General features: G+C 55.9%; 18 protein-coding genes. 10 read left to right on the top strand and 8 right to left on the bottom strand.

Annotated elements, in window-relative coordinates; all coding sequences use genetic code 11:
- Positions 1–9 precede the first annotated feature (9 nt).
- The 4 genes from galE to modE all read right to left on the bottom strand — a co-directional run bounded on the left by galE (position 10) and on the right by modE (position 4,659).
- Complete coding sequence (gene galE / locus K8W53_RS15150) at positions 10–1,026, bottom strand: UDP-glucose 4-epimerase GalE (protein WP_001265465.1); 1,017 nt, start codon at positions 1,024–1,026, stop codon at positions 10–12.
- A gap of 222 nt (positions 1,027–1,248) precedes the next feature.
- On the bottom strand, positions 1,249–2,157 hold the full coding sequence (locus tag K8W53_RS15145) for a DUF2167 domain-containing protein (protein ID WP_000885519.1): 909 nt from the start codon (positions 2,155–2,157) through the stop codon (positions 1,249–1,251).
- Positions 2,158–2,327: 170 nt separating this feature from the next.
- Entirely contained in the window at positions 2,328–3,803 is a 1,476-nt protein-coding gene (modF, locus tag K8W53_RS15140) for a molybdate ABC transporter ATP-binding protein ModF (protein WP_000096940.1), read from the bottom strand.
- Between the two features lie 67 nt (positions 3,804–3,870).
- Entirely contained in the window at positions 3,871–4,659 is a 789-nt protein-coding gene (gene modE, locus K8W53_RS15135; RefSeq protein WP_001147418.1) for a molybdenum-dependent transcriptional regulator, read from the bottom strand.
- A gap of 128 nt (positions 4,660–4,787) precedes the next feature.
- Here modE and K8W53_RS15130 point away from each other — a divergent pair, with 128 nt between their 5' ends.
- From K8W53_RS15130 to modC, 4 genes are all read left to right on the top strand, one after another.
- Entirely contained in the window at positions 4,788–4,937 is a 150-nt protein-coding gene (locus K8W53_RS15130) for an AcrZ family multidrug efflux pump-associated protein (RefSeq protein ID WP_000891513.1), read from the top strand.
- 166 nt (positions 4,938–5,103) lie between these two features.
- Complete coding sequence (gene modA / locus K8W53_RS15125) at positions 5,104–5,877, top strand: molybdate ABC transporter substrate-binding protein (RefSeq protein WP_000951416.1); 774 nt, start codon at positions 5,104–5,106, stop codon at positions 5,875–5,877.
- Entirely contained in the window at positions 5,877–6,566 is a 690-nt protein-coding gene (gene modB, locus K8W53_RS15120) for a molybdate ABC transporter permease subunit (protein WP_000604026.1), read from the top strand. The genes modA and modB overlap by 1 nt, the downstream gene beginning before the upstream one ends.
- A 2-nt stretch (positions 6,567–6,568) precedes the next feature.
- Complete coding sequence (gene modC, locus K8W53_RS15115; RefSeq protein ID WP_000891711.1) at positions 6,569–7,627, top strand: molybdenum ABC transporter ATP-binding protein ModC; 1,059 nt, start codon at positions 6,569–6,571, stop codon at positions 7,625–7,627.
- Here modC and K8W53_RS15110 read toward each other — a convergent pair whose 3' ends face one another.
- The gene (locus K8W53_RS15110) at positions 7,628–8,446 is read right to left on the bottom strand and encodes a pyridoxal phosphatase (protein ID WP_001748281.1); all 819 of its coding nucleotides are present in this window, start codon (positions 8,444–8,446) and stop codon (positions 7,628–7,630) included.
- A gap of 163 nt (positions 8,447–8,609) precedes the next feature.
- Here K8W53_RS15110 and pgl point away from each other — a divergent pair, with 163 nt between their 5' ends.
- Positions 8,610–9,605, top strand: a complete 996-nt coding sequence (gene pgl, locus K8W53_RS15105) for a 6-phosphogluconolactonase (protein ID WP_000815468.1) — start codon at positions 8,610–8,612, stop codon at positions 9,603–9,605.
- Positions 9,606–9,728: 123 nt separating this feature from the next.
- On the opposite strand, the gene K8W53_RS15100 is transcribed toward pgl, so the two are convergent.
- Positions 9,729–11,012, bottom strand: coding sequence for a putative acyl-CoA thioester hydrolase (locus K8W53_RS15100; RefSeq protein WP_001094776.1), 1,284 nt, complete (start codon positions 11,010–11,012; stop codon positions 9,729–9,731).
- Positions 11,013–11,249: 237 nt separating this feature from the next.
- On the opposite strand from K8W53_RS15100, the gene hutI reads away from it, so the two are divergent.
- From hutI to hutH, 5 genes are all read left to right on the top strand, one after another.
- Positions 11,250–12,473, top strand: a complete 1,224-nt coding sequence (gene hutI, locus K8W53_RS15095; RefSeq protein ID WP_023181223.1) for an imidazolonepropionase — start codon at positions 11,250–11,252, stop codon at positions 12,471–12,473.
- Positions 12,470–13,411 (top strand): formimidoylglutamase, encoded by a 942-nt coding sequence (gene hutG, locus K8W53_RS15090; RefSeq protein WP_001616913.1) that lies wholly within the window; start codon positions 12,470–12,472, stop codon positions 13,409–13,411. Before hutI ends, hutG begins: the two co-directional genes overlap by 4 nt.
- Positions 13,412–13,455: 44 nt before the next feature.
- Positions 13,456–14,181, top strand: a complete 726-nt coding sequence (locus K8W53_RS15085; protein WP_000287416.1) for a histidine utilization repressor — start codon at positions 13,456–13,458, stop codon at positions 14,179–14,181.
- 196 nt (positions 14,182–14,377) lie between these two features.
- Positions 14,378–16,063 carry a urocanate hydratase gene (gene hutU / locus K8W53_RS15080; protein WP_161400170.1) on the top strand — a complete coding sequence of 562 codons (1,686 nt, stop codon included), beginning with the start codon at positions 14,378–14,380 and terminating at the stop codon, positions 16,061–16,063.
- 1 nt (position 16,064) lies between these two features.
- On the top strand, positions 16,065–17,585 hold the full coding sequence (gene hutH / locus K8W53_RS15075) for a histidine ammonia-lyase (RefSeq protein ID WP_052939247.1): 1,521 nt from the start codon (positions 16,065–16,067) through the stop codon (positions 17,583–17,585).
- Between the two features lie 84 nt (positions 17,586–17,669).
- Here the strand turns inward: hutH and K8W53_RS15070 are convergent, their stop codons facing one another.
- Together K8W53_RS15070 and bioA are read right to left on the bottom strand one after the other, a co-directional pair.
- The gene (locus K8W53_RS15070; protein ID WP_000767403.1) at positions 17,670–18,146 is read right to left on the bottom strand and encodes a kinase inhibitor; all 477 of its coding nucleotides are present in this window, start codon (positions 18,144–18,146) and stop codon (positions 17,670–17,672) included.
- A 57-nt stretch (positions 18,147–18,203) separates the two neighbouring features.
- Complete coding sequence (gene bioA / locus K8W53_RS15065; protein WP_000205504.1) at positions 18,204–19,493, bottom strand: adenosylmethionine--8-amino-7-oxononanoate transaminase; 1,290 nt, start codon at positions 19,491–19,493, stop codon at positions 18,204–18,206.
- Between the last annotated feature and the right edge of the window lies 1 nt (position 19,494).

Below are 19,494 nucleotides of genomic sequence, written 5' to 3'. Positions count from 1 at the left end.
ACAACGTCCTTAATCTGGGTATCCCTGCGGATGGCGTGACTGCCAGTGCCAGGTGTCCTGCGCCATTTCGTCAAGCGTGCGGGTGACGCGCCAGTTCAGCTCGCGATCGGCTTTGCTGGCATCCGCCCAATACGCCGGGAGATCGCCGTCGCGACGCGGCGCGAAGTGGTAATTAATGGGTTTACCGCAGGCTTTACTAAAGGCGTTGACCACATCCAGGACGCTACTGCCGACACCCGCGCCGAGGTTATAAATATGTACGCCGGATTTGTCCGCCAGTTTTTCCATCGCCACGACGTGCCCGTCGGCTAAGTCCATAACGTGAATGTAATCGCGTACGCCGGTGCCATCCTCGGTCGGGTAATCGTTGCCGAAAACGGCGAGCGATTCGCGACGACCCACGGCGACCTGGGCGATATAGGGCATCAGGTTATTCGGAATACCTTGCGGATCTTCTCCCATGTCGCCCGACGGGTGCGCGCCGACCGGGTTGAAATAACGCAGCAGCGCAATACTCCACTCCGGCTGGGCTTTTTGCAGATCGGTGAGGATCTGTTCTACCATCAATTTACTTTTGCCGTAGGGGCTTTGCGGCGTGCCGGTAGGAAAACTTTCGACGTAAGGAATTTTGGGCTGATCGCCATAAACGGTGGCGGAGGAGCTAAAAATAAGGTTTTTAACGTTGGCCGCACGCATGGCGCTGACCAACCGCAGCGTACCGTTGACGTTGTTGTCATAGTACTCCAGCGGCCTGGCGACCGATTCGCCGACGGCTTTCAGGCCGGCAAAGTGAATCACGGTATCAATCGCGTGATCGTGCAGAATTTCGGTTATAAGCGCTTCGTTGCGAATATCGCCTTCGACAAAGGTCGGGTGCTTACCGCCCAGACGTTCAATAACGGGCAGCACGCTGCGCTTGCTGTTGCAGAGGTTATCGAGGATGACGACGTCATGACCATTTTGCAGCAATTGTACGCAGGTATGACTTCCAATGTAACCGCTACCACCTGTAACCAATACTCTCATAATTCGCTCCGTTAAGCCTATGGTATGGAATAACCATAGCATAACAAAGATGCGAAAAGTGTGACATGTAATAAATTAGTGGAATCGTTTACACACTGGTGATTTTACGCATTTATATCAATTAAATGATTACAAATCATCTGGCTTGAGAATGCTTCTGCTTTTTATCCGAAAAAAAGGCGCGTTACGCGCCTGGGAATGAAACGGACGGGGCAGGAGCTGTCAGTCTTTTTTACGCGAGAGTAGCTTCCTGGCGAGCGCCCCGACAGCGACGACGCCGATGGCGGTCACTTTCCAGAACTTAAGCAGCGCGATACCGAGCATAGCAAGCAGACCTACTTTTTTGGCCGCGATACCGCCAATCAGCGCGGCGAGCCCATACTCCGCTATTTTGTCCGTTGATTCGTTGAAGTCAGCGTAGCGTTGTCCAGCGTTGAACTTGACGGAACTGAGAATTCTTTTCGCCAGAGGGATTTCGTGGTCAACAGAACCTCTGTCGGTCACCAGATTTAAAGAAAAATAACCTTCACGTCCCAGCAGATAGGTGTTGTAGTTCACGCCTTGTTCATTCAGTGGTTCGTTGGTGCCGATATCCTGGATGGCGGCGGACCAGATCAGACGATGATTGGTTGCATCGTAGGTAGGCTTCTCGATCCAGCCAATAATTTCTATCGGCTCAATGCCTTTTGCAATACGATCTTTATTCGCTTCTTTTGTGCCTTTGCGCAGGTTATCCATTAATTCATCGGCATCCCAGTTTTTTGCATCGTCATCTTTTACATAACCAGAATCATCATATTCGATAGAAATAAATCCATTCATTTCCTTTTTAAATACGAGACCGTAAAAATATTCATCGTCAACATAGTTACCAATTTCACGCATAAATACCGCCGCTTCTTTTGCGGGTATCCAGGTAAATCCTTCCGGCAGATTAAGCGTGGCTTTATCACCTAAACTAATCTTTGTCGGACCCGCAACGGCGGCGCGACTCATGCCTTCAACAGCGACCTCAACGGCGGTTTTACGCGCTTCCTGCGCAGCGGTCGGCTTTTGCTCAGCATAACTGCCGGGGCAAAATAACATGGCTGCCAGTAAAAATAGTATTATTTGTGGAAAACGAAAAGCCATAATGAATCCCTTATATTCACATACGACATCATTGTCGAAAATTTCAGGATTATTATGACAATGAGGCGGTCAGCGATTCAAGAGATAGTAAGCTTATCGACCGTTATTATTATTATTAATAAAATGAGAGTGGTTCCAGAATGGCGCGCGGCGCCATTCTGATAATACATTTAATTATTGCATCGTCCGGAAACGTACTTATAACGTTCGCCCTCTGGTACAAATTCCAGCCGGTGGGTAATACAGGCAGGCGCATCCTCTGCATGATGGGAAACGAACAGCAGTTGGGTCTCTCCCTGGCGAATTAATACATCTACAAAACGGCGTACCAGTTGGCGGTTCAGCGGGTCCAACCCTTGCAGCGGCTCATCCAGAATCAACACTGTCGGATGCTTAACCAGCGCGCGCACGATCAGCGCCAGCCGCTGCTGTCCCCAGGAAAGACTGTGGAAGGGGGCATCCGCCGTACGCTTATCGATTCCCAGAATATCCAGCCACTGTTGCGCCAGTTTTCGTTGCCTGTCTGAAACGGCCTGGTAAATGCCGATAGAATCGAAATAGCCGGAGAGAATGACATTGCGTACCGTGGTACTGACGCGGTAATCCAGATGTAAACTGCTGCTGACGTAGCCGATATGTTTTTTGATATCCCAGATTGTTTCGCCGCTTCCTCGCCGCCGCCCGAACAGCGTAAGATCGTTGCTGTAGCCTTGCGGATGATCGCCAGTAATAAGGCTAAGCAACGTAGACTTACCCGCTCCGTTAGGACCGACGATCTGCCAGTGTTCGCCCGGATTGACTCGCCAGCTTAGGTGGTGGAGGATAGGGCGATCGTTATACGAGACTACGCCATCGTTAAGTACGATCCGTGGTTCGCCATCGGGTAACGCATGGCGGGCGGAAGGTTCGTCCGGTTCGGGTAATTGTACGTCGGTCAGACGCTCGCTGTGCGCGAGTTGAGCGACCAACGCCCGTTGCAGCAACTCTGCCGTCGTTCCGGTTTCCGCCAGCGTACAGTCGGCAAGCACGCCGGCAAACTGCACGAAGTCCGGGATTTCATCAAAACGGTTGAGTACCAGCGCCAGGGTCATACCCGCCTGGTTCAACGCCGTCAGGCGTTGCGCCAGTTGTTGACGGGCGGTCACGTCAAGCCCGTCGAACGGTTCATCAAGGATCAATAACTCCGGCTCAGACATCAGCGCCTGACACAGCAGCGCTTTTCGCGTCTCGCCGGTAGAAAGGTATTTAAAACGCCTGTCGAGTAAAGCGGAAATGCCGAACTGCTGCGCCAGCATCGCACAGCGGGCAGGATGGTGAACTTCATCCTGAATAATTTCCGCGGTAGTGCGCCCGGTATCGTCTTCGCCAGGACTGAGCATATCGGTGTTATTACGTTGCCACTCATCGCTGACCAGCTTTTGCAATTGTTCAAAGGACAGACGAGTAATGCGGGTAAACCGACACTGGCGCTCGCCAGTTAATAACGGCAGTTCACCCGCCAGCGCGCGGGCGAGCGCCGACTTCCCGCTCCCGTTAGCCCCAACGAATGCCCAGCTATCGCCCGCATTGAGCGTCAGCGAATCCAGATGAAGTGTTTTTGTATCGCTCAGACGAAACGTGCCTTGCGAAATTTGCAACGATGACATTTTGCATCCCATTTTTTGCAGCGATGAATGACAGGGATACGTCTTTCGGCAACGGATGTCAATGTGCTTAGCACAACGTTGCAATAATCACTCTGTCCGCATTAAACCAGGCAATCACGTCATCGCCTTCCTTTAACGTGGCGGCATCTGAAGTCGGTATCGTGGCGCACAGCGTCTGGCCGTCCGGTAGCGCCATCAACACTTCACACTGTTCCGCGCCGCGCTCGATATGGCTGATCGTTCCCGACAACTGATTGTCAGCGGCGCGCGCAACGGCTGCATCCCGGGTAATGCCAACCCACGGCGCTTTTAGCAGGATCAGCACTTCTTTTCCCTCCTCCAGGCCGAGACGCTCGCCGCTTTGCGCCGTCAGCGCGACTTTGAGCCGCGTTTTGCCGTCGGCCAGCAGCACGTCGACATGCTGTTGCACCTGATCGCGATCGCGGGCGGTAATGGTGCCGAACCACTGATTTCGGGCGCTGGTTTGCAGTGAAAAGCGGGAGATAGCGGCCAGCAGACTGTCAAGCGGCAGGGCGTCATCGTCGCTTAACACATCGAACGCTTTTTGCTGAATTTGGCCCAGCAAATCGTAAAGCTGGATCAGACGCTGGCCATAGCGGGTTAATACCGCGCCGCCGCCGCCTTTGCCGCCCGTTGCGCGTTCAACCAGCATATGTTCGCTAAGCTGGTTCATGTCGTTTATCGCATCCCAGGCGCTCTTATAGCTGATTCCCGCGTCTTTCGCGCCCTGACTAATCGAGCCGGAAAGCGCAATGTGTTTCAGCAGAGAGATACGTCGGGGATCGGCAAAAAGCTTTTGCTGAAGTTTCAGGGTAAGAAGGATTTCGGCCTGCATAACCAGCTCCTGGTAAAAAGACTATTGTGACTGAAAAGCGCGTCAGCGCAAAGCCGACCGCACAAAAGGGGAGTGCTTTTCTGTGTGATGCGGTTAAAATACAAAAAGGACTATATCTGGAGTTGCCCATGTTAGAGTTATTAAAAAGTCTGGTATTCGCCGTCATCATGGTACCGGTAGTGATGGCCATCATCCTCGGTCTGATTTACGGTCTGGGTGAGGTGTTCAACATTTTTTCCGGTATCGGTCAGAAAGACCAGTCCAGACAGAACCGCTGATTTCCCCAAACGCCCGCTCAGTCGGGCGTTTTTGTTACTCAAGATCCTGCTTTTCCTGCCGATATTTTCTGTGTTTAATCGTTAATGGGTATGAATAACCGCTGGGAAACCCCTGAGATTATCGTTATATTATCGTTTACATAACGAAACGCACAAGGAGTTACAGATGGCGCATTCCTGGTTACGCCTGGTCGCAGGGGCGACATTATCTTTCGTCATCGCTGGTCATGCGCTGGCGGATGAAGGCAAGATCACCGTATTTGCCGCCGCGTCGCTAACGAACGCGATGCAAGACATTGCGGCAGAATATAAAAAAGAGAAAAATGTGGATGTGGTTTCCTCATTCGCCTCCTCTTCAACGCTGGCGCGCCAGATAGAAGCGGGCGCGCCGGCGGATCTGTTCATCTCTGCTGACCAGAAATGGATGGATTACGCAGCCGATAAAAAAGCGGTGGATACCACGACGCGCGAAACATTGCTTGGCAATAGCCTGGTGGTGGTAGCGCCGAAAGCCAGCGAGCAGAAACCGTTTACCATCGACAACAAAACGGACTGGATTCGTCTGCTGAACGGCGGGCGTCTGGCGGTGGGCGATCCGCAACACGTACCGGCGGGAATTTATGCCAAAGAAGCGCTGCAAAAGCTGGGCGCATGGCAAACGCTTGAACCGAAACTGGCGCCGGGCGAGGATGTGCGCGGCGCGTTGGCGCTGGTCGAACGTAACGAAGCGCCTTTGGGCATTGTATACGGTTCTGATGCGGTCGCCAGCAAGGGGGTCAACGTGGTGGCGACGTTCCCGGAAGATTCACATAAAAAAGTGGAATACCCCATCGCTATCGTGGAGGGGCATAAAAATGCGACCGTCAGCGCGTTCTATGATTACCTGAAAGGACCGCAGGCCTCGGCAATCTTTAAACGTTATGGATTTACGACGAAGTAATGATACTGACCGATCCAGAATGGCAGGCTGTCCTTCTTAGCCTGAAAGTGTCTTCCCTGGCCGTGCTGTTTAGCCTGCCGTTTGGGATCTTTTTTGCCTGGTTACTGGTGCGATGCCGGTTTCCGGGCAAAGCCTTACTTGATAGCGTCCTGCATCTGCCGCTGGTGCTGCCTCCGGTGGTGGTCGGCTATCTGCTGCTGGTGTCGATGGGGCGACGCGGATTTATTGGCCAGTGGCTGTATGACTGGTTCGGTCTCACGTTTGCCTTTAGCTGGCGCGGCGCCGTGCTGGCGGCGGCGGTGATGTCCTTCCCGCTGATGGTGCGGGCCATTCGGCTGGCGCTGGAGGGGGTGGATATCAAGCTCGAACAGGCCGCCAGAACGCTGGGCGCCGGGCGCTGGCGCGTTTTTCTGACTATCACCTTACCGCTTACCCTGCCGGGCATTATTGTCGGTACGGTGCTGGCGTTTGCCCGTTCGCTTGGCGAATTTGGCGCGACCATTACCTTTGTTTCCAATATTCCGGGCGAAACCCGCACCATACCTTCCGCTATGTATACCTTGATTCAGACGCCTGGCGGGGAGAGCGCGGCGGCGAGGCTGTGCGTGATTTCGATTGTATTAGCGCTGATTTCGCTGTTGATTTCTGAATGGCTGGCGCGGATTAGCCGTGAACGGACGGGGCGCTAACCATGCTGGAGCTTAATTTTTCCCAGACGCTGGGAACGCACTGTTTAACCCTCAACGAAACGCTGCCAGCCAGTGGGATCACGGCTATCTTTGGCGTCTCCGGCGCGGGAAAAACCTCGCTGATTAATGCCATCAGCGGTTTGACTCGCCCGCAAAAAGGACGCATCGCGCTGAATGGCCGGGTGTTGCATGACGCGGAAAACGGTATCTGTTTAACGCCGGAAAAGCGCCGCATCGGTTATGTTTTCCAGGATGCGCGCCTGTTCCCCCATTACAAAGTACGCGGCAATTTGCGCTACGGCATGGCGAAAAGCATGACCGGTCAGTTTGATAAGCTGGTGTCGCTGCTGGGAATTGAAGCGTTGCTTGATCGCCTGCCGGGGAGCTTGTCCGGCGGAGAAAAACAGCGTGTAGCGATAGGCCGGGCATTGCTCACCGCCCCGGAGTTGCTGCTGTTGGACGAACCGTTGGCCTCGCTGGATATCCCGCGAAAACGCGAATTACTGCCGTACCTGCAACGGCTGGCGCGAGAAATCAATATTCCCATGCTGTATGTCAGCCATTCTCTCGATGAAATTCTCCACCTGGCGGATAAAGTCATGGTGCTGGAGGATGGACAGGTTAAAGCGTTTGGCCCGCTGGAAGAAGTCTGGGGAAGCAGCGTTATGCACCCGTGGCTGCCGAAAGAGCAACAGAGCAGTATTCTGAAAGTCAGCGTGCTGGAGCATCACCCGCATTATGCCATGACCGCCCTGGCGCTTGGCGACCAGCACCTGTGGGTAAATAAACTCAATCAGCCGCTGCAATCCACACTGCGTATTCGTATACAGGCGTCGGATGTCTCGCTGGTACTACAGCCGCCGCAGCAGACCAGTATCCGCAACGTATTGCGGGCAAAAGTGGCGAATTGTTATGACGATAACGGACAGGTGGAAGTCCAGCTTGAGATAGGCGGCAGAACGCTGTGGGCGCGAATAAGCCCGTGGGCCAGGGATGAGCTGAGTATCAAGCCTGGCCTGTGGCTTTACGCGCAGGTGAAAAGCGTTTCTATCACCGCCTGACTATAGCAGGTGGGTATAAATAAATTTGGCGATGCTATCGGTAGTGTTATCGCCGATCACAACGTCAGCGCGCGCTTTCACCGCCTCATCGGCGTTGCCCATCGCAACGCCGGTGCCTGCCGCCTCCAGCATACTGATGTCGTTGTAGTTATCGCCGAAAGCGATCACATTTTTCATTGACCCTCCCTGCGCTTCTATCCACTGGGTAAGGCGCTTGCCTTTACTGTTGCCTTTGCGCGCGATATCCACCTGATCGTGCCATGACCATTCGCACTCCAGGCCAAGCGCCTGTTCAACATGCTGACCGAACCGCTGTAGTCTGGGAATATCTTCATCGGTAAGCGCAAACTTCCACACGGCATTCACGTCGCGCGCCGCCTGCGCCAACGAAGAGACCTGTGTAAAGGTCGGACGTTGCTCCGGCGGCAAGGTCTGCGCCCACCGGGAGGTACGCACGACGTGACCGGTTGGGTGTTCGTAAAGCATAGCGTCATCAACATACATCAGGCCGTGAATCTGATGCTCATCCAGTAAATCAATCAACTGCAACGCCTTATCCACGGGCATAGGATCGGCATCCAGGACAGTTTTAGCTTGATAATCATACAAATAGGTGCCGTTGCAGCAAATAGCAGGTGTTTCCAGCGCCAGCGCCTGATAAAAAGGATGAATAGCAACGTGATGGCGGCCAGTGACAATGATAAGTTGAAAGCCCGCCTCTTTGGCGCGTGATAGCGCGTCAAGCGAGGAGGGGAGTAAGGTTTTATGCGGGGTTAATAACGTTCCGTCTAAATCGAGGGCAATCACGCGTGCAGTCATAATTTTTTCCAGATTAAGAGTAATAATTCCGTCTGTCGGCATGGTACACCGGGACGGTAAGCAGACAAAATTCTGCGTCTGAATTCAGCATTCGCCGTCAAAAGCGACTACGTTAAGCTGTGTCCTGTTATTGCAGCTACATGCCATATGCAAAGGAGTATTCATGAAACAAACAGTCTATACCGCCAGCCCTGAGAGTCAGCAAATTCACGTCTGGAGCCTGAACCACGAAGGGACGCTGACGCTGGTGCAGGTCGTAGATGTGCCCGGTCAGGTTCAGCCGATGGTGGTCAGTCCGGATAAACGCTACCTCTATGTCGGCGTGCGCCCGGAGTTTCGTGTCCTGGCGTATCGTATTGCGCCGGATGATGGCGCGCTGACGTTTGCCGCCGAATCCGCCCTGCCGGGTAGCCCGACCCATATTTCTACCGATCATCATGGTCGTTTTGTCTTTGTCGGATCGTATAACGCCGGTAATGTCAGCGTGACGCGCTTACAGGATGGTCTGCCGGTTGAGCTGGTGGATGTGGTGGAAGGGCTGGACGGCTGCCACTCGGCAAATATTACGCCTGATAACCGTACCCTGTGGGTGCCTGCGCTAAAACAGGATCGCATTTGTCTGTTTACGCTAAGCGATGACGGCCATCTGGTGGCCCAGGAGCCGGCGGAAGTAAATACAGTTGAAGGGGCAGGCCCGCGTCATATGGTCTTCCACCCGAATCGACAATATGCCTATTGCGTCAATGAACTGAACAGTTCGGTGGATGTCTGGCAGCTTAAAAATCCGCATGGTGAGATAGAGTGCGTACAAACCCTGGATATGATGCCCGCCGATTTTTCCGATACCCGTTGGGCGGCGGATATTCATATTACGCCGGATGGACGGCATCTGTATGCCTGTGACCGCACCGCCAGTCTGATTACCGTCTTTAGTGTCTCCGAAGACGGCAGCGTACTTAGCGTTGAAGGCTTCCAGCCGACGGAAGCCCAACCGCGCGGCTTTAATATCGACAATAGCGGAAAATACCTGATTGCTGCGGGTCAAAAATCACATCATATCGCGGTCTATGAAATTACGGGCACTCAGGGGTTGCTGACGGAAAAAGGTCGTTATGCCGTCGGCCAGGGGCCAATGTGGGTTGTGGTGAACGCGTACTAAAGCGCTGTGTGCCGGAGGGCGGCGGGCTGCCTGATTAATTTCAATAAACATCGCTTGCAGTAAAACCACGGGCCGCCACATCTGCTGCGGCGGCCCGTTTATAAACCTGAACCGGAACGGCGATTACTGCTTAGGTTCCGCCACCACTTTACTGCCAACACCGCGGTTGTTGTATTCCCACATGCGGTTGTAGTTAGTGTCGTTCAGATTACGCTGCACCTCGTCTTTGTCATCCACGGTTCCCGTATTTCCGGCAAACGGACGTTTCGAGATGACCGCGTCGGCCCACGGTTTGGCAACGTTGAAGCCCTCGTTAATCACGCTGTCGCGGATCACTACCTGACCGTTGGTGTTGGCGTCGACATCCAGCGAGCGGCCAAGCTGCGCAACGCCATCGCCGGAGGCGTTAAAGCGGCTGTTGATCGCCAAAAAGCCATAGTAAATATTGGACAGCGTCGCCGGGGCGAAGACGTAGGCTTCCTGCTGTGTGCGGGAGTTGACGACCTGGAAGTTGGTGTTATCGAACACCACGGCGCCGCGTCCGGAAACCATATCCACATCGCCTTCAATATAGCTGTTCGTCACCAGCGTACGCGGCTGACGATCGGTCTGCAGACGGTTCTGCACGCCGCTGTTGGTCACAAAGAAGGTGTTCTGGCGGCCAAGGATATTGACCTTGTTAATCTGGACTTTGTCGCCATCGGTACGCAGCGCCACCGCCGGATGGTTTCCAGCATCGACGCTGTCGCCCAGCGTGTTCTCGATGGTCAGATTTTGTAGCTGCAGACCGTTATTCTGTGACCAGAACGCGGCAGAACACATCACACCGATCGTTGCGGCGTGTTTGCTTTGGCAGTTATCGAACATATACCAGGCGGGTTTACCAGGCATATATTTCCCGCCGGGATTCACCGCGCGGCGCCAGTCAGCGACGCTCATTTCACCATCAATCGCCATCCCAATTTTCACATCGATCGGTTTTTCACCGGTCCCGTACAGGGTCAGACTTCCCGGCGCGGCGGGAACATACACGGTCCCCTGATAGTCGCCCGGCATAATAGCAATGTACTGGCGTTTGTTCGTGCGTTTAACCATTGCCGCATCGACCGCGGCCTGAATCGAGGTGTGCGTAACGCCTGGCGTACCTGCCGGCCCCACCACAAAGTCAGGCTGTGCGGGCAGGGTAATCGGCGACGGCGACCACGGGGCGGTATTCGGCGTCAGGGAGGCAAAATAGCGCGCCGCAACGAAGTTTTTCGCTTCATTTGCCGACAGAATTGGGCGCGAGGCGGTGCCAGGCGCGGTTTGATCGGAAGGGATCTGATCGGGTGGCGTAGAGCTACAGGCGCTCAGCGTCACGCCAAAAGCCAGTGCCAGCGCCAGACGGGAAACCGATAATGTATTCACAGGTTGCTCCGGGCTTGAAAAAGTTAAATGACATCCATTGAAGCCTGCTTTTTTATACTAAGTTGAACGAAACGGGAAGGCGAAAAGGTAAAAAGTTCCTTTTCAGGCTGGAAACACCTGTCGCATCAGATAGTTTTATCACAATTAAGCAACAACTTTCGCGCTTTGAGTTGACAATCCGGAGCAGAAAGAAAATAAATGTCTATACAACTCATGACAGGCAAGAGAGCGACAGGAATGCGGCAACTTTTACCGGGCGATACTGTCTGGCGAAACATCAGGCTGGCGACAATGGACCCGCAGCGGCAAGCCCCGTACGGGCTGGTGGATAACCAGGCGCTGATTGTACGCGAAGGGCATATTTGCGATATCGTGCCAGAGACGCAGCTTCCTGTCAGTGGGGACAATATCCATGATATGCAGGGACGACTGGTAACCCCGGGACTTATCGATTGCCACACGCATCTGGTGTTTGCCGGTAACCGCGCCGCAGAGTGGGAACAGCGGCTTAACGGCGCGTCATACCAGCATATTAGCGCTCAGGGCGGCGGCATTAACGCGACGGTATCAGCAACCCGCGCCTGTGCGGAGGAGACGCTCTACCTGCTGGCGCGCGAACGCATGATGCGCCTTGCCAGCGAAGGCGTTACGCTGCTGGAGATTAAATCCGGCTATGGTCTGGAGCTGGCGACAGAAGAAAAGCTGTTGCGCGTTGCTGCAAAACTTGCCGCCGAAAACGCTATCGACATTAGCCCCACGCTATTGGCCGCTCATGCTACGCCAGCGGAGTATCGTGACGACCCGGACGGCTACATCACTCTGGTCTGCGAGACGATGATTCCGCAGCTCTGGCAAAAAGGGTTATTTGATGCGGTAGACCTCTTTTGCGAGAGCGTCGGTTTTAATGTGGCGCAGAGTGAGCGCGTGTTGCAGACGGCGAAGGCGTTAGGTATTCCCGTTAAAGGCCATGTTGAGCAGCTTTCGCTGTTGGGCGGCGCGCAGTTGGTGAGCCGTTATCAGGGCTTATCGGCGGATCATATCGAATATCTTGATGAAGCGGGCGTCGCGGCGATGCGTGACGGCGGTACTGTCGGCGTATTATTGCCCGGCGCGTTTTATTTTCTGCGCGAGACGCAGCGCCCGCCGGTGGAACTGCTGCGCCGCTATCAGGTGCCTGTCGCCGTCGCCAGCGATTTCAATCCCGGCACCAGCCCGTTTTGCAGTTTGCATCTGGCGATGAATATGGCCTGCGTACAGTTTGGTCTGACGCCGGAAGAGGCATGGGCGGGCGTTACGCGCCATGCCGCACGCGCGTTGGGAAGACAGGCGACGCATGGGCAGATCAGGGCCGGCTACCGGGCGGATTTTGTGGTGTGGGATGCTGAACAGCCGGTAGAGGTTGTGTATGAGCCGGGGCGTAATCCTTTATATCAGCGGGTATACAGAGGACAAATCTCATGACGCAATGGTATCCGGCTTCTCCGGCGCTCTGGCAGGGGCGCGATGACAGTATAGAAGCGCCGGATGCGCGGCGTCTGTTTCAGACCGTCACGCGCAGCGAGACCTTTTCCCCCGAAAACTGGCAGCAAAAGATAGCGTTAATGGGATTTGCCTGCGACGAGGGGGTAAAACGCAATGCAGGGCGTCCCGGCGCGGCAGGCGGCCCGGACGCGTTGCGTAAAGCGCTGGCGAATATGGCCAGCCACCAGGGACATGAACGGCTGGTGGATTTAGGCAATTGGGTTGCGCCGACGCCCGATCTGGAAGGCGCGCAGCAAGCCTTGCGCGATGCGGTAAGCCGCTGTCTGCGGGCCGGGATGCGCACGCTGGTGCTGGGCGGCGGGCATGAAACCGCATTTGGACACGGCGCGGGGGTGCTGGACGCGTTTGCGCAGGAAAGCGTAGGGATCATTAATCTTGATGCGCATCTGGATCTCCGTCAGACCGACCGGGCAACATCCGGTACGCCGTTTCGTCAACTGGCGCAGCTATGCGACGCGCAGAGCCGCGCGTTTCATTATGCCTGTTTCGGCGTGAGCCGTGCGGCGAATACGCAGGCGTTGTGGCGGGAAGCGCAGTGGCGGAATGTTACCGTGGTGGAGGATCTTGACTGCCATGACGCGCTGGCGCAGATGACGCAGTTTATCGACAAGGTGGATAAAATTTATCTGACTATCGATCTCGACGTATTGCCTGTCTGGGAAATGCCGGCCGTCTCCGCTCCCGCAGCGCTGGGCGTGCCGCTGATACAGGTTCTGCGTTTAATTGAGCCGGTTTGCCGCAGCGGAAAATTACAGGCGGCGGATCTGGTTGAATTTAATCCACGCTTTGATGAAGATGGCGCAGCGGCGCGCGTGGCGGCGCGGCTTGGCTGGCAAATCGCGCACTGGTGGCGTTAATCTGTCATCCGGAAAACATTATCCGCATAAGGAAGGCTTCACGCATGTATTCATCCCGCTCCCGTTCTGCGCCTGCGCCTTTTTACGAAACGGTGAAACAGGACATCTGTAAAAAAATAGCCGGCGGCGTCTGGCAGCCGCACGATCGCATTCCGTCGGAAGCTGAACTGGTCGCTCAGTATGGCTTTAGCCGAATGACCATCAACCGGGCGCTGCGTGAGCTGACGGATGAAGGGTGGCTGGTGCGTTTACAGGGCGTGGGGACGTTTGTCGCCGAACCGAAAGGCCAGTCCGCGCTGTTTGAAGTCCGCAGTATCGCCGAGGAGATTGCCGCCCGCCGTCATCAGCATCGTTGTGAGGTGCTCACGCTGGAGCGTGTGCGGGCAAACGCCATCCAGGCCAGCGCTCTCAACGTCAATGAGAGCGATGTCATTTTCCATTCCATCATGGTGCATTATGAAAACGATCTGCCGGTACAAATTGAAGATCGCTGCGTGAATGCGGATATTGCCGTGGATTACCTGACGCAGGATTACAGTCAGACCACGCCGCACGCTTATTTGTCGCGGATCGCGCCGCTAACGGAAGGGGAACATATTGTGGAGGCGGTGCGCGCCACGGCGCAAGAGTGCGCGTGGTTAACTATCAAAGAGCATGAGCCTTGTCTGCTCATTCGTCGTACGACCTGGTCCGCGTCGCGGATTGTTTCTCACGCCCGTTTACTTTTCCCCGGGTCGCGCTACCGGCTACAGGGACGATTTATCTCCTGAGCGGGCCGCTGCCGGAAAACGTGATTGCTGACACAATATAACAAAATTGTATCATTTTTGTTAATTCTATTCTTGTGCTTACTTGTATAGACAAGTATATGTCTGATTCTTATCTGTGGGTCTGCGGCGGTGCCTGATAGTGGCGTTTTAGCGTTATTTGGCGATGGCAGACCGATAATAATGAGGAGTCATTGCTATGCCTGAAAGCAAGTATCGTCAGCAGACTATCCGCGCGCCCCGAGGCACGGTATTAACGGCGAAAAGCTGGCTGACAGAAGCCCCGCTGCGGATGTTAATGAATAATCTCGATCCTGACGTGGCGGAAAATCCGCATGAGCTGGTGGTCTACGGCGGGATTGGTCGCGCCGCGCGCAACTGGGAATGCTATGGCGCTATTGTTGATGCGCTCACCCGGCTGGAGGCGGACGAAACGTTGCTTATTCAGTCTGGCAAACCGGTCGGCGTATTTAAAACGCACGACAACGCGCCGCGGGTATTAATCGCCAACTCCAACCTGGTTCCCCACTGGGCGACATGGGAACACTTTAACGAACTGGATGCGAAAGGGCTGGCGATGTACGGTCAGATGACGGCCGGAAGCTGGATCTATATCGGCAGTCAGGGAATCGTGCAGGGAACATACGAAACCTTTGTCGAGGCGGGGCGTCAGCACTATAACGGCACGCTGGCGGGACGCTGGGTGCTGACCGCCGGACTGGGCGGCATGGGCGGCGCGCAACCGCTAGCCGCGACGCTGGCCGGAGCGTGTTCGCTGACGATTGAATGCCAGCAAAGCCGTATCGATTTTCGTCTGCGTACTCGCTACGTGGATGAGCAGGCCGCCACGCTGGATGACGCGCTGGCCCGCATTACGCGCTACACCCGCGAGGGGAAAGCCGTGTCCGTCGCCCTGTGCGCGAATGCGGCGGATATCCTGCCGGAACTGGTTAATCGCGGCGTGCGCCCGGACCTGGTGACCGATCAGACCAGCGCCCACGATCCGCTACATGGCTATTTACCCTCCGGCTGGCGCTGGGAGGAGTATCAGAAAAACGCGCAATCCGATCCCCACGGGACGATGCAGGCAGCGAAACGTTCCATGGCGGCACATGTTCGGGCGATGCTGGCGTTCAGTCAAATGGGCGTGCCGACCTTTGATTATGGCAACAATATTCGCCAGATGGCGAAAGAGATGGGAGTGGAAAACGCCTTTGATTTTCCGGGATTTGTGCCAGCCTATATTCGTCCGCTGTTCTGTCGTGGCATCGGGCCGTTTCGCTGGGTGGCGCTGTCCGGCGATCCGCAGGATATCTATAAAACCGATGCCAAAGTCAAAGAGATAGTGGCTGAGGATAAACATCTGCATCACTGGCTGGATATGGCGCGTGAGCGCATTCATTTTCAGGGGCTACCGGCGCGTATCTGCTGGGTAGGCCTGGAGTGGCGGCAAAAACTGGGACTGGCGTTCAACGAAATGGTGCGTTGCGGCGAGGTATCCGCGCCCATTGTGATTGGCCGCGATCACCTGGATTCCGGTTCTGTCGCCAGCCCTAACCGTGAAACCGAAGCGATGCGCGACGGTTCCGACGCGGTTTCCGACTGGCCGCTGTTAAATGCGTTGCTGAATACCGCCAGCGGGGCGACATGGGTATCGCTCCATCATGGCGGCGGAGTGGGGATGGGTTTTTCGCAACACGCCGGTATGGTGATTGTCTGTGATGGCACTGACGAGGCCGCCGCGCGTATTCGCCGCGTGTTACACAACGATCCGGCGACGGGCGTCATGCGCCATGCCGATGCCGGATATGATCTCGCGGTGGAATGCGCTGTGGAGCAAGGTCTGAATTTACCGATGGTTGCGGCGACGCAGGGGAAAGGCTGATATGAACACCATGACACTCACTCCGGGGCAGTTAAGCCTCTCTCAACTGTACTATGTCTGGCGTCATCCGGTACAGCTTCGGCTGGACGCCAGCGCCATTGACGGCATTAACGCCAGCGTCGCGTGCGTCAATGATATCGTTGCCGAAGGACGTACCGCCTACGGCATCAACACCGGTTTCGGCCTGCTGGCGCAGACGCGCATCGCTGATGAAGACTTGCAAAATCTACAGCGATCGTTGGTGCTGTCTCACGCCGCGGGCGTAGGCGACCCACTGGATGACGCGATGGTGCGTCTGATTATGGTATTGAAAATCAATAGCCTGGCGCGCGGGTTTTCCGGGATTCGGTTGAGCGTGATAGAGGCGCTCATCGCTCTGGTGAATGCCGGCGTGTATCCGCTGATTCCGGCAAAAGGCTCGGTTGGCGCGTCGGGCGACTTAGCGCCGCTGGCGCATCTGTCGCTGACGCTGCTTGGCGAAGGAAAAGCGCACTGGCAGGGTGAATGGCTTCCGGCGCAGACGGCGCTAAAAAAGGCCGGACTGGAGCCTGTCGCGCTGGCGGCTAAAGAGGGGCTGGCGCTGCTTAACGGCACCCAGGCGTCAACGGCCTTCGCGCTGCGCGGTTTGTTTGAGGCACAGGAGTTATTTGCCTCCGCCGTTGTCTGCGGCGCGCTGACCACCGAAGCCGTACTGGGATCGCGCCGTCCTTTTGATGCGCGCATTCATGCCGCGCGCGGACAACAGGGGCAAATTGACGCCGCGCGGTTGTTCCGGCATCTGCTGACCGATACCAGCGCCATTGCTGAATCACATTACCACTGTCATAAAGTTCAGGACCCGTATTCCCTTCGCTGCCAGCCGCAGGTAATGGGCGCTTGTCTGACCCAGTTACGTCAGACGAAAGAGGTACTGCTGGCTGAGGCCAACGCGGTATCCGATAATCCGCTGGTCTTTGCCGATGCGGGGGAGGTGATCTCCGGCGGTAACTTCCATGCTGAACCGGTTGCCATGGCGGCGGATAATCTGGCGCTGGCGATAGCGGAAATCGGCGCGCTATCGGAGCGGCGCATCGCGCTGATGATGGATAAACATATGTCGCAGTTACCGCCGTTCCTGGTAAAAAATGGCGGCGTTAATTCCGGTTTTATGATTGCCCAGGTCACCGCCGCGGCGCTCGCCAGCGAGAATAAAGCGCTGGCGCACCCGCACAGCGTGGATAGCCTGCCGACCTCGGCGAATCAGGAAGATCATGTCTCAATGGCCCCGGCGGCAGGACGGCGACTCTGGGAAATGGCGGCGAATACCCGCGGCATCATTGCCGTGGAGTGGCTGGCTGCCTGTCAGGGGATAGATTTACGGGAAGGGTTAACCTCCAGCCCGTTACTGGAACAGGCGCGGCAGACACTGCGCGAGCAGGTGGCGCACTATACGCAGGATCGTTTTTTCGCGCCCGATATTGAGTGTGCGACGGCGCTGCTGGCGCAAGGCGCGTTACAGCGTCTGGTGCCGGACTTTATGTGAATGCTGCCGGATGGCGCGGCGCGTATTCGGCTTACCCAACCCGTTGGCAGGGTAAGACGTTTACGCCGCCATCCGGCACAGCGTTTAACTGAACATCGCCGTGATCGAGGCGCTGGCGAGCGAATGGAAATGCACATTAAAGCCGACCATCGCGCCGCTGGCGTCTTCATCAACGTCAAGACGCTCGACGTCCAGCGCGTGAACCGTAAAGATATAGCGGTGCGTTTCCCCTTTAGGCGGCGCCGCGCCGCCGTAGCCCGCTTTACCGAAATCGGTACGCGTCTGAATGACGCCGTCTGGTACGGCCACCAGGCCTGAGCCGAACCCCTGGGTCAGTACGCGCGTATCCGCCGGGAGGTTCACCACCACCCAGTGCCACCAGCCGGAGCCGGTCGGCGCGTCGGGATCGTAACAGGTCACGACAAAACTTTTGGTGCCCATCGGTACGTCGTCCCAGGCCAGATGCGGCGAAATATTATCGCCATCATAGCCCATACCGTTAAAAACGTGGCGATGAGGAAGTTTATCTCCATCGCGCAAATCGTTGCTGATAAGTTTCATGCGCTCTCCTTTTGACTCACCAGAAGTGTAGCCAGAAGCAGCATCGCTTACCGCTGATTAATGGCTAAAAAATGTTTCATTGTGTACCGCGTCATTGACCGCCTGGGTCAAACGGCGCAGTTGATCCGGACGAATAATGTAGGGCGGCATCAGGTAGATTAGCTTGCCGAACGGCCTGATCCAGACGCCTTGCCCGACGAAGAAGCGTTGAAGCGCCGCCATATTGACCGTGTGCGTGGTTTCAACCACCCCAATCGCGCCCAACACCCGCACATCCGCCACCCAGGGCGAACTTTGCGCGGGGGCTAACTCAGCGCGTAACTGAGACTCGATAGACGCCACCTGCTGACGCCATTCGCCGCTTTCCAGCAGCGTCAGGCTGGCGCAAGCGACGGCGCAGGCCAGCGGATTCCCCATAAACGTCGGGCCATGCATAAAACACCCCGCCTCGCCGTTGCTAATAGTCTCTGCAACCTGGCGTGTCGTGAGCGTTGCCGAGAGGGTCATGGTGCCGCCGGTTAAGGCTTTGCCGAGACACAGAATATCCGGCGCGATCCCGGCGTGCTCGCAGGCGAACAGTTTGCCGGTACGGCCAAACCCGGTGGCTATTTCATCGGCAATCAGCAGAATGCCTTCGCGATCGCACATGTTACGAATACGCCTGAGCCATTGTGGATGATATATGCGCATCCCGCCCGCGCCCTGAACGATAGGTTCCAGAATCACGGCGGCTATTTCATGGCGATGCGCGGCCATCAGGCGGGCAAATGGCGCGATGTCGCTTTCATCCCATTCGCCATCCATCCGGCTTTGCGGCGCCGGCGCGAACAGATTTTCCGGCAGATAGCCTTTCCACAAGCTGTGCATGGAGTTATCCGGATCGCACACCGACATCGCGCCGAACGTGTCGCCATGATAACCGTGGCGAAACGTCAGAAAACGCTGACGCGATTCGCCCCGCGCCTGCCAGTATTGCAGCGCCATCTTCATGGCCACTTCCACCGACACCGAACCGGAGTCGGCCAGAAAGACACACTCCAGCGGCTCAGGCGTTATCGCGACCAGCTTACGGCACAGATTCACCGCAGGTTGATGGGTTATGCCGCCGAACATGACATGCGACATGGCGTCAATTTGCGCTTTCATCGCCGCATTCAATTGCGGGTGGTTATAACCATGAATGGCCGCCCACCAGGAGGACATCCCCTCAATCAGGCGTTCGCCCGAGGCGAGAACCAGCTCGCAGCCTTCGGCCCGCTCAACGGGATATACCGGCAGCGGCGAGGTCATGGAAGTGTAAGGATGCCAAATATGGCGTTTATCGAAGGCCAGATCGTCCGTTGTCATA

The organism is Salmonella sp. A29-2 (assembly GCF_020150755.1).
GTDB lineage: Bacteria > Pseudomonadota > Gammaproteobacteria > Enterobacterales > Enterobacteriaceae > Salmonella > Salmonella enterica.
The sequence above is the reverse complement of the archived record's forward strand: the minus strand, read 5'-3'. Positions and strand labels throughout refer to the sequence as shown.